General features: G+C 73.9%; 16 protein-coding genes. 8 read left to right on the top strand and 8 right to left on the bottom strand.

Annotation, left to right across the window (positions count from 1 at the left end; genetic code table 11):
• Positions 1-62: 62 nt before the first annotated feature.
• Positions 63-803, top strand: a complete 741-nt coding sequence (locus J2S41_RS10405) for a lysophospholipid acyltransferase family protein (RefSeq protein WP_310366102.1) — start codon at positions 63-65, stop codon at positions 801-803.
• A gap of 46 nt (positions 804-849) precedes the next feature.
• Positions 850-1,815: an RNA polymerase subunit sigma-70 gene (locus J2S41_RS10400; protein WP_310366100.1), complete on the top strand. Its 966-nt coding sequence runs from the start codon at positions 850-852 to the stop codon at positions 1,813-1,815.
• Between the two features lie 65 nt (positions 1,816-1,880).
• Here the strand turns inward: J2S41_RS10400 and J2S41_RS10395 are convergent, their stop codons facing one another.
• Positions 1,881-2,384 (bottom strand): hypothetical protein, encoded by a 504-nt coding sequence (locus tag J2S41_RS10395; RefSeq protein WP_310366098.1) that lies wholly within the window; start codon positions 2,382-2,384, stop codon positions 1,881-1,883.
• Between the two features lie 166 nt (positions 2,385-2,550).
• Here J2S41_RS10395 and J2S41_RS10390 point away from each other — a divergent pair, with 166 nt between their 5' ends.
• Both J2S41_RS10390 and J2S41_RS10385 read left to right on the top strand, forming a co-directional pair.
• On the top strand, positions 2,551-3,729 hold the full coding sequence (locus tag J2S41_RS10390; protein WP_310366095.1) for a VWA domain-containing protein: 1,179 nt from the start codon (positions 2,551-2,553) through the stop codon (positions 3,727-3,729).
• The gene (locus tag J2S41_RS10385; RefSeq protein WP_310366093.1) at positions 3,726-4,907 is read left to right on the top strand and encodes a hypothetical protein; all 1,182 of its coding nucleotides are present in this window, start codon (positions 3,726-3,728) and stop codon (positions 4,905-4,907) included. Before J2S41_RS10390 ends, J2S41_RS10385 begins: the two co-directional genes overlap by 4 nt.
• A 175-nt stretch (positions 4,908-5,082) precedes the next feature.
• Here J2S41_RS10385 and J2S41_RS10380 read toward each other — a convergent pair whose 3' ends face one another.
• Positions 5,083-5,688 (bottom strand): TetR/AcrR family transcriptional regulator, encoded by a 606-nt coding sequence (locus J2S41_RS10380; protein WP_310366091.1) that lies wholly within the window; start codon positions 5,686-5,688, stop codon positions 5,083-5,085.
• Between the two features lie 55 nt (positions 5,689-5,743).
• Here J2S41_RS10380 and J2S41_RS10375 point away from each other — a divergent pair, with 55 nt between their 5' ends.
• Positions 5,744-6,616, top strand: coding sequence for a ketopantoate reductase family protein (locus J2S41_RS10375; protein WP_310366089.1), 873 nt, complete (start codon positions 5,744-5,746; stop codon positions 6,614-6,616).
• A gap of 32 nt (positions 6,617-6,648) precedes the next feature.
• On the opposite strand, the gene J2S41_RS10370 is transcribed toward J2S41_RS10375, so the two are convergent.
• Both J2S41_RS10370 and J2S41_RS10365 read right to left on the bottom strand, forming a co-directional pair.
• Positions 6,649-7,092, bottom strand: coding sequence for a hypothetical protein (locus J2S41_RS10370; protein WP_310366087.1), 444 nt, complete (start codon positions 7,090-7,092; stop codon positions 6,649-6,651).
• Between the two features lie 104 nt (positions 7,093-7,196).
• Positions 7,197-7,673, bottom strand: a complete 477-nt coding sequence (locus J2S41_RS10365; protein ID WP_310366083.1) for a nitroreductase/quinone reductase family protein — start codon at positions 7,671-7,673, stop codon at positions 7,197-7,199.
• 70 nt (positions 7,674-7,743) lie between these two features.
• Here J2S41_RS10365 and J2S41_RS10360 point away from each other — a divergent pair, with 70 nt between their 5' ends.
• A complete protein-coding gene (locus J2S41_RS10360) occupies positions 7,744-8,361 on the top strand; it encodes a TetR family transcriptional regulator (protein WP_310366080.1) in 618 nt (205 codons plus the stop codon).
• Positions 8,354-8,689: a TraR/DksA family transcriptional regulator gene (locus tag J2S41_RS10355; protein WP_310366078.1), complete on the top strand. Its 336-nt coding sequence runs from the start codon at positions 8,354-8,356 to the stop codon at positions 8,687-8,689. Before J2S41_RS10360 ends, J2S41_RS10355 begins: the two co-directional genes overlap by 8 nt.
• 11 nt (positions 8,690-8,700) lie before the next feature.
• Here the strand turns inward: J2S41_RS10355 and J2S41_RS10350 are convergent, their stop codons facing one another.
• The 4 genes from J2S41_RS10350 to J2S41_RS10335 all read right to left on the bottom strand — a co-directional run bounded on the left by J2S41_RS10350 (position 8,701) and on the right by J2S41_RS10335 (position 11,826).
• Entirely contained in the window at positions 8,701-9,093 is a 393-nt protein-coding gene (locus tag J2S41_RS10350; RefSeq protein WP_310366075.1) for a VOC family protein, read from the bottom strand.
• Entirely contained in the window at positions 9,090-10,169 is a 1,080-nt protein-coding gene (locus J2S41_RS10345; protein WP_310366073.1) for a DICT sensory domain-containing protein, read from the bottom strand. Before J2S41_RS10345 ends, J2S41_RS10350 begins: the two co-directional genes overlap by 4 nt.
• Before the next feature lie 47 nt (positions 10,170-10,216).
• Complete coding sequence (locus tag J2S41_RS10340; protein ID WP_310366071.1) at positions 10,217-10,747, bottom strand: hypothetical protein; 531 nt, start codon at positions 10,745-10,747, stop codon at positions 10,217-10,219.
• 65 nt (positions 10,748-10,812) lie between these two features.
• Positions 10,813-11,826 (bottom strand): LacI family DNA-binding transcriptional regulator, encoded by a 1,014-nt coding sequence (locus tag J2S41_RS10335; protein ID WP_310366069.1) that lies wholly within the window; start codon positions 11,824-11,826, stop codon positions 10,813-10,815.
• A gap of 39 nt (positions 11,827-11,865) precedes the next feature.
• Between J2S41_RS10335 and J2S41_RS10330 the strand changes: the two genes are divergently transcribed.
• Positions 11,866-13,971: an alpha-galactosidase gene (locus tag J2S41_RS10330; protein ID WP_310366067.1), complete on the top strand. Its 2,106-nt coding sequence runs from the start codon at positions 11,866-11,868 to the stop codon at positions 13,969-13,971.
• Positions 13,972-14,004 lie beyond the last annotated feature (33 nt).

Below are 14,004 nucleotides of genomic sequence, written 5' to 3'. Positions count from 1 at the left end.
CCGGCCGGGCCGCCGATTACGCGGGTGAGCAGCGCGGCGAGGCCTCAGGCTAGATTCTGCGCATGCTCCGGCTCATCTCGTACCTGTACTGGGCGGTCATCGTCGTCACCTGCCCGTTCTTCTTCCTCGGCGCGCTGCTCACGTGGGCGGTGACCGCGCCGTTCGACCGGCGCAAGGTGGTGCTGCACCTCTACTCGTCCGCGTGGGCCGTCTTCTACGTCCGGCTGAACCCGCTGTGGCGGCTGCGCACCTCCGGGCGGCGGCGGCTGCCGTGGCGCGGCGGCGCGGTGCTGGTCGCCAACCACGCCTCGCTGATCGACATCCTGGTGCTGTTCGACCTGTTCCGGCCGTACAAGTGGGTCTCCAAGTCAGAGATCTTCGCGGTGCCGTTCGTCGGCTGGAACATGCGGCTCAACGGCTACGTACCGCTGGTCCGCGGCAGCGGCGAGTCGGTGCGCCGGATGATGGCCCGCTGCGGCGAGTTGCTCGACCGGGGCGTACCGGTGCTGATCTTCCCGGAGGGCCGGCGCTCCGCGGACGGCCGGCTCCAGCGGTTCAAGGACGGGGCATTCGAGCTGTCCGTGCGCCACGGCGTGCCGGTCTACCCGATCGCCGTGCACGGCACCGGCCGCGCGCTGCCCAAGCACGGGCTGGTGCTGCGCTCCCAGGTCGACGCGCGGGTCGAGGTGCTGGAGCCGCTGCTGCCGTCCGACTACCCGGACACGGCCGCGCTCCGCGAGGCCGCCCACCACAAGATCGAGGCGGCGCTCACCGCGGCCGGTGATGAGTTTTCCGGCTCGTAGCCGTCATACCTTCGGACGGGACACGACGAGGCGGAAGGATGACGTCATGGACACGGACCTGCGGCTGGAGAAACCCGCGTTCGCCGGGCTGGCGGAGCGGCACCGGCGGGAGCTGCACGTGCACTGCTACCGGATGCTCGGCTCGTTCGAGGACGCGGAGGACACCGTGCAGGAGACGTTCCTGCGCGCGTGGCGGCGGCGGGAGTCGTTCGAGGGGCGGTCGACGGTCCGGGCCTGGCTGTACCGGATCGCCACCAACGCCTGCCTGGACCTGCTCGCCACGGTACGCCCGGAGCCGGCCACCGGCGGCGAGGTGCCGTGGTTGCAGCCGTACCCGGACCGGCTGCTCGACGAGTTGCCCGCCGTCGGCGCGGACGAGCCGGAGGCCGCGGCCGTGGCGCGGGAGACGATCGAGCTGGCGTACCTGGTGGCGGTCCAGCACCTCGCGCCGCGCCCGCGCGCCGTGCTGATCCTCCGCGACGTGCTCGGCTGGCCCGCGAAGGAGGTCGCGGAGTTGCTCGGCGACTCGGTCAACTCCGTCAACAGCGCGCTCCAGCGGGCCCGCGCCGGCATGCGGGAGCACCTGCCCGCCGAGCGGCAGGACTGGACCGGCGGCAAGGAGGACGCCGCCACCCGCGACCTGGTCCGCCGCTTCACCGAGGCCGCCGTGGCCACCGACGTCCCGGCGCTGGCCGCCCTGCTCCGCGACGACGTCCGCTGCGCGATGCCGCCCACGCCCGGCGTGCACGTCGGCCGCGACGCGGTGGTGAGCAGCTGGGTCGAGGACGGCTTCGAGGCGCTGGGCCGGCTCAAGACCGTCCCCACCACCGTCAACCGGCAGCCGGCCGTCGGGTTCTACCTCTGGCGGGCGGACGAGCGCGCGTACCTGCCGCTCACCGTCGACGTCCTGCGCATCTCCGGCGGCGCGATCACCGAGATCCTCACCTTCCACGACGACCGTTTCCCCCGCCTCGGCCTCCCGGACCGCCTGCCGGCCGACGGCACGGAGTAGGCCCGGAGCAGCGGCGCTCGGGTGGTGCGGCGCGGCCGGCCCAATCCCGGCCGGTGGGGTGGCCGCTACGAGCAGACGCCGTGCCAGTACGCCGCGACGGCGCTGGACTGCCTGAGCACCGCGTCCGGCGCCGGCTCGGCCGGCCACAGCGAGAGCAGGTAGCGATCGATGGTCGGCTCGTCGTCGAGGATCGTGTCCCGGTCGTTGGCGGCGTCCATGCCGACCGCGCAGTACCGGGTCCGAAGACTCCCGGCCGAGGGCACGCGGACGTCGAAGAAGTCCTCGAACGCACTCAGCACCAGTTCGGGGGAGGCGGGCCGGAACGGCACCTCCACCACGTCCTCCCACTCCGCGCCGACCGGCGGTTCCTCGTCGTGCCACCGCACGACGAACGGGACCCGGCCGGTGTGCAACCCGGTCACCATCGCGAGCCCGCCCGGGATCGCGGCGCCGCACAGGCCGTTGCGCTGCCCGGCCCGGCTCTCGATCAGGTCCGGCGGATCGTCCCCGTCCGAGAGCATGACGAAGCCGTAGTGCACGGAGATCTCCGCGTCGAAGAGCACAGCCACCACACCATGATGCCAACCCGGCGACAGTGGACGCTCGGCGAGGACTGGGTCGCGTGTGGCCGGATTCGGGGCCGGGGAATGTCGGGTTCGGGACAACGTCTGATGGGTGGTGGATCGGCGACGCTACAAAGAGGCCCTGACGAATGCTCTCGGGGGGCGGGGAACGGTGGCGGGCGAACGGGCCGGGGTCGACGCGCGTGGGGCGGCCGGTGTCCAGATCGGTGATCACGGGCGGCAGCAGAACGTCTTCCGGATGGAGGTGCCGCGCAGCGTACGGGTGGCGCTGATCTCCGTGCTCACGCTGGGCGTGCTGGCGGCCGGCGGGTGGGCGGTGGTGGCGCTGGTGCTGCCGCAGTTCGCGCCGACGTACAAGACGGAGTTCCTGATCGACGCGTCCGCGGCGGCGGATCCGGCGGGGCTGGCCGAGATCACCGAGTCGCTGCGGACCGTGGTGGGGAACTCCGGCGACCGGGATTCGCTGGCGCTGCGCAGTTTCGGCGGCGAGTGCGGCGCGGACGACAACACCACCCGGCTGGTCGACTTCGGCACCGGCAACCGGGACGAGATCGCGGCGGCCGCGGCCGGCGTGCGCGGCGGTGGCGTGGCCACGCTGCAGCGCGGCATCGTGCAGGCGATCGAGGACTTCAGCCGGCCGTTCGCGCAGGACGCCAAGCAGGTCAACCGCATCGTCGTGGTGGCGCGGCAGGGCGAGGACGGCTGCGACGCCGACACCGCGTTCGTGCAGCGGGAGATCAGTGACCGGATCGAGGCGGCCGGGCTGGAGATCGAGTTCCGGGTGATCGGCTACCGGGTCGAGGACGACCAGCAGGACCAGCTCGCGCGGCTCGCGGCCGGGTCCGGCGCGCCCGAGCCGATGTTCGTCGAGACCGCCACCGACCTGGACGCGGCGCTGGACTGGTTCACCAACGTCGAGCCGGTGCTGCGCAACGCGAAGGCGGTCGTCGACGTGCTCAACCCGACCGTGACCACGGTGAACGAGGCGGTGGCGGCCACCATGGACGGTCGGCTCGACGTGGCGGAGCGGCGCATCGGCGACGCGCGGGACGCGATCACGGCGGCGGACGCGGCGTTCGAGGACCTGGACGGCCGGACCGGTACCGCCGAGGCCGCGGACCTCAACCGGCGCGCGCTGTCGCTCAAGGACCTCCAACGGGACGTGGTCGAGTCCGCGGAGTCGCTGCTCGCGGACGCGCGCGACGGCCGGCCGCTCGGGCCCGGGCACGAGCGGTTCTCCACCGTCGCGAACGGCTACAACGCCGAGGTCACCGCGATGAACGACGCACTGGCGGCGCTGCGCGCCACGGCACCGAAGGGCGTGCGATGAGCCGTACCCGCCGATGGGTTCTGGTCGTGGGGGTGTTCGCGGCCGTCGCCGCGGTCGTGATCGGCACCGCCGTGGTGCTGCGCGGCGTGCCCGAGCACCGGATCACCTTCCTCGTCGACAGCTCCGTGCCGGCGTCCGGCGATCTCGGCGCGGTCGGCGCGGCCGTGCGCGCCGCCGCCGGCAACACCGGCGACCGGGACTCGCTGGCGCTGCGCCGGTTCGGCGGCGAGTGCGGCGGTGCCGGCACCACGGAGGAACTGGTCGCCGCCGGCACCGGAAACACCCAGAGGATCAATGACGCCATGGGTACGGTCGAAGCCGCGGGCCGGCCCACACTGCTCGACGGCGTGCTCGCCGCGATCGGCGACTTCGACCGGCGGTACCCGTTCCGCGGCCGGCTCAGCAACCGGATCATCGTGGTGGCGCACCACGGCGCGGACGCGTGCACGCAGGACCAGGCCGCGGTCTCCGCGCGGATCGAGCGGGAGCTGCGCGACAGCGGGCTCGACCTGGACTTCCGGTTCGTCGGCTTCGCCGTGCCGGAGGCGGAGCGGGACTCGTTCACGCTGCTGGCGGGCGCGGCCGGCGCGGGCACGCCGGTCTTCCCGCAGACGCCGGAGGCGCTCGCGGCCGTGCTGGAGCAGCTGACCGTGCCGGAGCTGCCGGAGGCCTCGGAGATCACGCTGCCCGCCCCGCCGGACCCGACCGCGGGGTGGACCGCGTTCGCCAGCGCCGACCAGGGCTACTCGCTGCGCCACCCGCCGTCCTGGGTGTCCGAGGAGTGCCGCATCGACACGGTCTACAACCACTGGCTGGCCGAATCCGCGGAGCTGATCCCGGAGTGCGTACCGACGGATTTCCTGTTCTACCGGGTGTGGATCCGGACCGGCGAGGCGGTCGGCGCGATCCAGCCGCCCAGCCCGGACGCGTTCACCGGACTCGAGGTCTCGCGGGTGACGACCGCGGCCGGCGCCGGCGGCCAGCGCTCGTCCGGCGTGCTCACCTCGGAGGGGTTCGGCGCGCAGGGCCCCGGCGACCGGCTGGTCACCTACGTGTTCGACGCGGGACCGACCCGGTACACGGTGAACCTCGCCGTCTACCGCGACGACCGGGCCGCCGACCAGCTGATCGCCGACTTCGACCTGATGGTGATGAACACGCTCCGCCTCGGCGGATGACCATGGACGCCAGAGCCCGTATCGACGTGGGGGCCGGAGCGGGGCGAGGTCCAGGTGTCGTCCGGGTGTGCGGAGCGGAAGGCCGCACACCGGTGTCGTCTGTGGGCTTTCGCGGCGTGCGGCCGGGCGGTGCCCGGGCCACGCCGCAGCCCGGCATCCCACGTCGACACAGGCGCTAGCTCGGTGGCGCGCTCATCGCCGCGGTCAGGAACGTGATCGCCCAGCGGCGGCCGGGCCCGCCCGGGGTGGTGGGCGTGTTGTACGCCTCGAGGCGGTCCACGGCGGTGACGGCCAGGATGCCGCGGATGCGGAACCACAGCTCGCCGGCGGAGAGGGTGGGCAGCGCGCGCCGGAACGCGGCCAGGTAACGCTCGGCGAGCGTGTCCTCCGCCGGGGTCGTCCACCGGCGCATCTCCTCGGCCGGGTCGGTGAGGATCGCGACGATCAGGCGGGAGCGGCGCGCACCGGGCTCGTCGCCGCCCGGCAGCCCGTCGAACAGCGGCCCGGCGAACGCCTCCACCAGGTCCGCCACGGCCGGGTCCGGCGTGCGGGCCAGCAGCCGGTCCAGGTTGGCCGATTGAGCGGCGGTGATCGGCTCGACGGCGCGGCGGGCGACGGCGGCGAGCAGGTCGGCCTTGGAGCCGAAGTGGTAGCCGACGGCGGCCAGGTTGGCGCCGGCCAGGTCGGTGACCGCGCGGATCGAGGTGCCACGAAAGCCGTGCTCGGCGAAGAGGCGTTCGGCGGCGTCGAGGAGCTGGGTGCGGGTGTCGGGGCGGGCCACTCGGGCATACTATACGAACGTTTGATTCATACGATCGTTTGAAAAGAGTCTCGTGATGAGGATTCTCGTGTTCGGCGCCGGCGTCCTCGGCAGCCAGCTCGCCGTCCGGCTGCACGAGGCCGGGCGGGACGTCGTCCTCCTGGCCCGCGGTGAGCGCCTGGCCGCGCTGCGCCGGCACGGCGTGCGGCTGACCGAGGACGACGGCCCGGCCGTCCGGGCGGTCCCGGTGCCGGTGGTCGATCACCCGGGCGGCGACTACGACCTGACCGTGGTCCTCGTCCGCGCCCACCAGGTCGACGCCGTGCTGGAGTCACTGGCCCCGACCGGCGGCGACGTGCTGTTCATGCTCAACTGGGCGGCCGGTCCGGGTCCGCTGGGCGCGGCGCTCGGCCACGAGCGGGTGCTGCTCGGCTTCGGCGCGTTCGGCGGCACGATGGACGGCGACGTGGTCCGCGCCCGCCGGGCCGGCGCCGTCACCCGCCGGGTCCCGATACCGGTCGGCGAGCCCGGCGGCCGGTCCACGCCGCGCCTGGAACGGATCATCCGGACCTTCCGGTCCGCCGGGATCAACGCCCGGCACGAGCCGCGCGCGGCCGCCTGGCTCACCACGCACGCCGCGTTCGAGGTGCCGCTCGGCCGCGCCGTCCACGCCGCCGGGGGCCCGGTCGCGCTGGCCGCCGATCCGGCCGCCGTCCGCTCCATGATCCGCGACATCCGGCGAAGCCTGGCCGCGCTGCCCGGCCCGCCGGTCCCCCGCGCGTTCGACGCGCTCCACACCGTGCCGGAGGCCCTGCTCGTCCCGGCGTTCCGCGCCTTCCTGCGCAGCCGCACGGCCGTCCACAGCGGACTCAGCGACACCTCACCCTCGGCCGCCGCGGAGTACGACCGGCTGGCCGACCAGTTGCGCGCCGTGGGCCTGCCCGGCTGAGGCGGCGTCCATCCACCCGCCGGCCACGGGCGTCATCTCGTCCGTACGGTGATGCCGGGGTTCGCGTCCCTCCACTCGTCGGCGAGATCGGCCGGCATCCTCGGGAAGACGACGTCGCCGTTCCGCCGGATCCGTGGGTGGGCCCGGCTGATGACGATCGGCCGCATGACGCCCGTCGAGACGGCCACCAGGAGGCAGGCGCCGGCCAGCAGGAAAGCCGCGAGTTTCAGGTGGTCGTGACGGCCGGAGAGCCGGATGAGCATCCACAGCGCGGTGGCGGCGGCCATGACCGTGTAGACGAGCGGAATGACGATGCGGCCGTGCAGCCGGTCGTAGGCGGCTCCACGCCGGAACGCCACCTGATCCGCCGCGCTGACCGGCAGCCTCAGGGTGACGGGCCTGGTTCGCGACTCGTCCGACACGCAGGGGACGTCCGCGACGTCGGTCACCCGCGCGCCCGTGACGAGGGACCGCATGGGCGGATCCAGCCGACCGGCGAGATGCGGCGGAACCACCACCGTCACGTGTCCCATGAACGTCCTCGCCCGGCGCCTTCGATCGTGACCAGCGTAACTCGGCGTCACCGGCCTTCGGGCGCGCTTCCCCCGGCCGGTTCGAGCACGACCACGGGGATCTCCCGCCGGGTGTGGGTCGCGTAGGTCGCGTACGGCCGGTAGATCGCCACCGCCCGTTCCCACAGCGACGCTCGCTCCGCGCCCTCGGCGACGCGCGGGCGGACCCGGCGGCGCTCGCCGCCGGGCAACTCCACCTCCGTGGCCGACATCGCCATCAGGTTGTGGAACCACGCCGGATGCGTGTCGACGCCGCCCTTCGAGGCGATGATCACCAGTCGCGGCGCGTCGTCGAGGTAGATCAGCGGGTTGATGCGCGCCCGACCGGACCGGCGGCCGACGTGGTGCAGCAGGAGCACCGGCGGGCCGCCGAAGTAGGTGCCGCCGACCCGGCCGCGGGTGCGGCGGAACAGGACCGTGTTGAGGCGTGCCAACCGGCGGTGCAGCTTCCAGAAAAGGGACGACGGGGCGGGTGGCTTAGGCATACCGGCAATATTGTCAGTTCATGACACTTGTCGTCAAATGACAAAATCTTGCTACCGGTACGCTCGCCGCATGGAAAAGGCCGGCCTGCGCGAACGGAAGAAGCAGCGCACGCGCGAGGCGCTGATCGACGCGGCCCACGCCCTGTTCTGCGCCAACGGCTTCGAGGCCACCACGATCGACGAGATCGCCGCGGCGGTGGACGTCTCCCCGCGAACGTTCTTCCGGTACTTCACCTCCAAGGAGGACGTGGCGCTGTCGCTGGCGGACGAGCAGATCACCGCGCTCCTCGATGCGTTCGCCGGACAGCCGGCCGACGTGCCGGTGCTGACCGCGATGCGGACCGCCGCGGTCGGGGTGGTCCGGGCGTACGAGGACCAGGCCCGCTTCCGGACCTTGCAGGAACTGCTCTCGGTCAGCCCGGCGCTGACGGCGGCCCGCGCCCAGCGCGCGACCGCCCGCATCGACGAGACGGCGCGGCTGATCGGCGCGCGGATGGGGGCCGACCCCGCCACGGACCCCCGGCCGTACCTGGTGGCCTCGGTCGTGCTGTGCGCGGTGCAGCCGGCGGTCGTCGCCTGGCGGGCCGCCGGCCGGGACGCACCGGAGTCCGAGCTGGCCGGTCAGGCGTTCGACCTGCTGTCCGCCGGGCTCGACTTCCCCGCGACGCCGGCTGCCGGCCATGACTGAGCCGGTGCGGACGGAGTTGCTGCGGCTGCGCGCGAGCACCGAGGCGGAGGCCGCGACGCTGGCGCGGGACCTGGAGGCGCTGTTCGCGGCCTCCCGGGACTCGAACGCGGACGACGAGCACGACCCGGAGGGGTCGACCATCGGGTTCGAACGGGCGCAGCTCACCGCGCTGCTGGCCGGCGCGCGGGAACGGATCGCCGAGGTGGACGAGGCGCTGCGGCGGATGGACGCCGGAACGTACGGCGTCTGCGAGAGCTGCGGGCAGCTGATCGCTGCGGAGCGGCTGGCCGCGCGGCCGTTCGCCCGGCGCTGCATCCGCTGCGCGTAACGGGCGCGCGGTCAGCCCGTGGCGGCCACCTCGGCCTCGCCGCGGAGGATGCAGAACTCGTTGCCCTCCGGGTCGGCGAGCACCACCCAGCCGGTGCCGTCGGGGTTGCGGCGGTCGGCCACGACCGTGGCGCCGAGGCCGGTCAGGCGGGCCAGTTCCGCGTCCCGGGTGCCCTCGGCGGGGCGCAGGTCGAGGTGCACCCGGTTCTTGACCCGCTTCGCGTCCGGCACCTCGATGAAGAGGAGCCGGTGCCGCCCGTCGGCGGACGCGATCATGCACTCCTCGTCGCCGGGCTCGTTCGGATCGGCGGGGTCCTCGCGATAGTCGAGCACGACCCGCCACCAGCGGGACAGCGCGTACGCGTCGGTGCAGTCCACCGTGGTGTGCGAGACGTACGAGGTCACGCGTCCTCCACCTGGGCCACCGGGACGCGCTCGCGCTGCGCCCAGTCCAGCCCCTCAATGATGCGCGGGATCGGGAACGGCCGGCGCCGCGTCGCCATGACCAGCATGTGCGCGCCGCCCGGCAGGAACGCGTTGTGCGCCGCGGCCGCCGCCAGGTCGGCCTGCAGCTGGTGTGCCGTCTTCAGCGCGTCGGCGAGGGACAGCGCCGGAAGCATGAGGAGGAAGTCGTCGTCGGACAGCCGGGTCAGCCGGTCCGAGTCGCGCAGCACCGCGGACAGCACGGCTATCAGGCCCTCGTTGCGCAACGCGCCGGTACGCCGGCCCGCCTGCTCCGGCAGCTGGTGCGGGCTCGGGACGCGCACCGCCAGCAGCGCGACCGGCAGCGTACCGGACGCGGTGCCGGACCAGCGGCTCACCTCGTCCGCCGCGGTGACCGGCGAGTGGTCCGCCACCGCGACGCGGCGGCGCAGCGAGGCCAGCTCGGTCCCGGCCCGCTCGGCGTGCTCGATCAGCAGCCGGGCGAGCGCGTCGGCGCGGCTCTCCCCCGTGCCGGCCGGCAGATCGCGGACGTACGCCAGCACGTCCGACACCGCGGCGCGCGCGGCCGGCGGCAAGCGGTCCGCGAACGCGGCCTGCAGCGCGAGCGCCTTGTGCAGCGCGTCGTCCCGGCGCAGGCTCCACCAGCCGTCGAACAGCCGGCCGGCCTCGAGCGTCGCCGCGGCCCCGCTGACCTGCTCCCGGTCGTACGCGACCAGCACCGCCCCGAACCGCGGCGTGAGGACCACGACCGTCCACTCCCGCGCGTACGCCTCGTTCTCGTTCAGCGCGACCAGGTGCACCCCGTCCGGCATCCGCCCCGGCTGGTCACCGACCACGCCCACGACCGTGACCGCCGCCCGCCGCGCGATCCGCTCGTAGACGTCCCGTTCCCGCTCGAAATACGGCATCCGCTGAAACAGCGCCAGGACCAGCATCGGCCCGTCCTCGCCCACGGCGAGCGCGGCCCTCTCGATCGCGTGCGAGACCGTCACCAAGGTGGACTTCGTCAGCAGTTTCTGGTTCTCGGGTGCGACCACCCCCGCAGCCTAGAGAACGAACGCCTCCCGCACGACCCGGCCCGGGCTCAGGACCCGTCCGCGGCGCAGACCCGGCAGTGCGCCCGCTCGGACCAGTCCGGCCGGTCCAGATCCGACGGCGCGATCGTGCGATGGCCGAACCCCTTGCGCACCACCATCCGGAACGCCCACAGCGACTCCGCGTAGTCGTGGTAGGCGTCGTGATAGGACCGGGAGTCGAGCGTCGCACCGGACCGCACCGCGTTGCGGATCGCGACCAGCCTGCCCACCACCACCTCGGCCGCCCGCACGACCTGCGGCGTGCCCGCGATCAGCAGCTTCTCCCGCGCCCCGTAGAGACCCGACTCCCCCATCGCCTCCGCGACCGCCGCCGGCAGCTCGCCCGGGTCGGGCCGCGAGCGCGCGACCTCCCGCAGCAGCCCGTGCGCCGCGTCCAGCGCCACCAGGAAGTCGATCCCGTGCTGCCACCGGTCCAGCTCCTGCTCCCGGCGCCGCTGCCCCCTTGCCCGCCCCAGATCCGCGACCATCGTCCCGGCGAACGCGATACCCGCCCCCACCGCGGTACTCACGATCGGCAACCAGTCCACCGTCCACCCCCGTCGATCACGACCGCGTGGCCGGCGATTGTAGCGAAGCCGAACGATCAGGCGGAGTCGCGCCAGATGATGGGGGAAGGGAGGAGGAGGGGGGTGGGGTGGTGGCCGTGGATCTGGCGGAGGACGAGGTCGGCGGCGGCCGCGCCGAGTTGGCGGGCGGGCTGGTGGACCGTGGAGAGGGGTGGCTGGGCGCGCACCGCCCAGGAACTGTCGTCGAAGCCCACGAGGCCCACGTCGGAGGGTACGGAACGGCCGGCGTCGCGCAGGGTTTCCAGGGCGCCGGCGGCGATCGCGTCGGAGGCGGCGAAGACGCCGTCGATGGACGGGTCGCGGCTGAGCAACTCGCGCATGCCCTTGACGCCGGAGGCGTAGTCGTAGAGCGGCACCTCGGCCACGAGCGCGGGGTCGAAGCGGTCGCCGAGCGCGGCGCGGAAGCCGGCGAGGCGGTCCGCGCCGGAGTCGCGGTCGAGCGCGGCGGCGATCATGCCGATCCGGCGGCGGCCGGTGGCGGCCAGGCGGGTGACCAGGGCCTGGGCGGAGCCGGCGTTGTCGATGCCGACCCAGGGAATCTCGCGGGCCAGGTCGGGCGGGTGGCCGACGAACGTGGCGGGCAGGCCGAGCGCGGCGATGACGCGGGTGATCGGGTCGTTGGTGCGGGCGGAGACGACGATAGCGCCGTCGACGAAGCCGCCGCTGAGGTAGCGGGCGACGCGCTCGGTGTCGCGGGCGGAGTCGACGACCAGGCTGACCATCTGGTGGTCGGCGACGGAGAGCTCCTCGTTCGCGCCGAGCATGATCGCCCCGAGGTTGGGGTCCTCCAGCAGCAGCGAGTGCGGTTCGAGGGTGAGGAAGCCGACGGCCTGCGAGCGGCGCCGGACCAGGTTGCGCGCGGCCGTGTTCGGCACGTAGCCGACCTCGGCGATCGCGGCCTCGATGGCGGTGCGGGCGGCGGCGGAGACGTACCCGCCGTTGAGGACCCGGCTCACGGTGCCGCGGGAGACGCCGGCGGCGGCCGCCACGTCGTGCACCGTGGCGCGCTTCTGCGGTTGGGACCGTGCCACGCGGCACAGCGTAGCGGCGCGTCCTTGACCACCGGACGGGTGAGTGACAACGTGTGCACGTTCACACACGCGAGGAGTAGAGCCCTGATCCGCCAGCTTCGCGCCGCGGGCACCGGCATCGTGCTGGACGCCCGCGGCGCACGACCGCCCGCCATCGTCCACTGGGGCGCCGACCTCGGCGATCTCCCGGCCGGCGCGCTCGCCGCGATCGCCGACGCGTCCGTGCCCGCGGTGCCGCCGAGCAGCATCGACGTACCGCTGTGGCTGCCGTTGCTGCCCTCGTTCACCGACGGGTGGAGCGAGCGCCCGGGCCTCGACGGCTTCTTCACCGACCACACCCCGGTCGCGCTGGAGACCTGGTCGGCCGACGCCGGTGACGGGTGGCTGAGCGTCACCGGGACCGGCACGCTGGCGGTCACCACGCGGCTGGAGCTGTCCCGCGAGGGCGTGCTGCGAATCCGGCACACGCTGGCCAACCGCGGTTCGGCCGACTTCGTGCTGACCGCGCTGGACCTGCAACTGCCGGTGCCGGACCGGGCGCGCGAGGTGCTGGACTTCTCCGGGCTGTGGGCGCACGAGCGCCGGCCGCAGCGCGGCGAGCTGCGCCACGGCGCGTGGATGCGCGAGTCGCGGCACGGCCGCCCCGGACACGACGACGCGTTCCTGCTGGTCGCGGGCGCGCCCGGGTTCGGGTTCCGGGACGGCGAGGTGTGGGCCGCGCACCTGGCGTGGAGCGGCGACAAGCGGGTGTGGGCGGCGCGGTCCGCGCTCGGCCCGGCCGTGCTCGGCGCCGGTGAGCTGCTCGGCGCCGGCGAGGTCACGCTCGCGCCGGGCGCGGAGTACACCACGCCGTGGCTGGTCGCGGTCTGGTCCGATCGCGGCCTGGACGGGCTCTCCGACCGGCTGCACCCGTGGATCCGCGGCCGCTGCGAGCTGCGCCGGCCGCGCCCGGTGGTGCTGAACACCTGGGAGGCCGTCTACTTCGCGCAGGATCTGGAGACGCTCGGCGCGCTCGCGGACGCGGCCGGCGCCGTGGGCGTGGAGCGGTTCGTGCTGGACGACGGCTGGTTCACCGGGCGGCGCGACGACCGGCGCGCGCTCGGCGACTGGTTCGTCGACGCCGAGGTCTGGCCGGCCGGGCTGCACCCGCTGATCACCCGGGTGCACGAGGCCGGCATGGACTTCGGCCTGTGGGTCGAGCCGGAGATGGTGAGCCCCACGTCGTCGCTGGCCGAGCGGCACCCGGACTGGGTGCTGGACGGCTCCCCCACCTGGCGCTTCCAGCGCGTGCTGGACCTGGCCAACCCCGAGGCCTACGGGTACGTGCTGGAACGGCTGAACGCGCTGCTCAGCGAGTACCCGATCGCGTTCCTGAAGTGGGACCACAACCGGGACGTGCTCGCCCCCGGCGTGGCGCACCGGCAGACCACCGCGCTCTACCGGCTGCTGCGCGAGCTGCGGGTGGCCCACCCGGACGTGGAGATCGAGAGCTGCGCGTCCGGCGGCGCCCGGATCGACCTGGGCATCCTGGAGCTGGTCGACCGGTTCTGGACCTCGGACACCAACGACCCGCTCGACCGGCAGACCATCCAGCGGTGGACGTCGGTGCTCGTACCCCCGGAATATCTCGGTGGGCACCTCGGCGACAAGGCCGCGCACATCACCGGGCGCACCACGGATCTCGCGTTCCGGCAGGTCACCGCACTGTTCGGCAGCGCCGGCATCGAGTGGAACCTGCTGCGCGCCACGCCCGGCGAGCGCGAGGCGATCACCGAGTGGATCGCGCTGCACAAGCGGCTGCGCGAGCTGCTGCACACCGGCCGGGTGGTGCGCGGCGACACCGCGGACCCGGCGCAGCTCGTGCACGGCGTGGTCGCGCGGGACCGGCGGCAGGCCGTCTTCGCGTACGTCACGCTGGACGCGCCGCAGGCCGCGCTGCCCGCCCCGATCCGGTTCCCCGGCCTGCACCCGGACCGGCTCTACACGGTACGGCCGCTGCTCACCGGCCCGGTCACGCAGGACGCGCCGCCGCCGTGGCTGGCGTCCGGCTCGGTGACGCTGCCCGGCCGGGTGCTCTCCGCGGTCGGCCTGGCGGTGCCGCTGCTCAAGCCGCAGCAGGCCGCGCTGTTCGAGGTGTCCGCCTGACCGCTCATGCGGATCGGCAATTTTTCTGGCGGT

The sequence above is a fragment of the Catenuloplanes atrovinosus genome (genome assembly GCF_031458235.1).
Classification (GTDB): Bacteria; Actinomycetota; Actinomycetes; order Mycobacteriales; family Micromonosporaceae; genus Catenuloplanes; species Catenuloplanes atrovinosus.
This window is presented reverse-complemented; position numbering and strand designations above follow the sequence as displayed.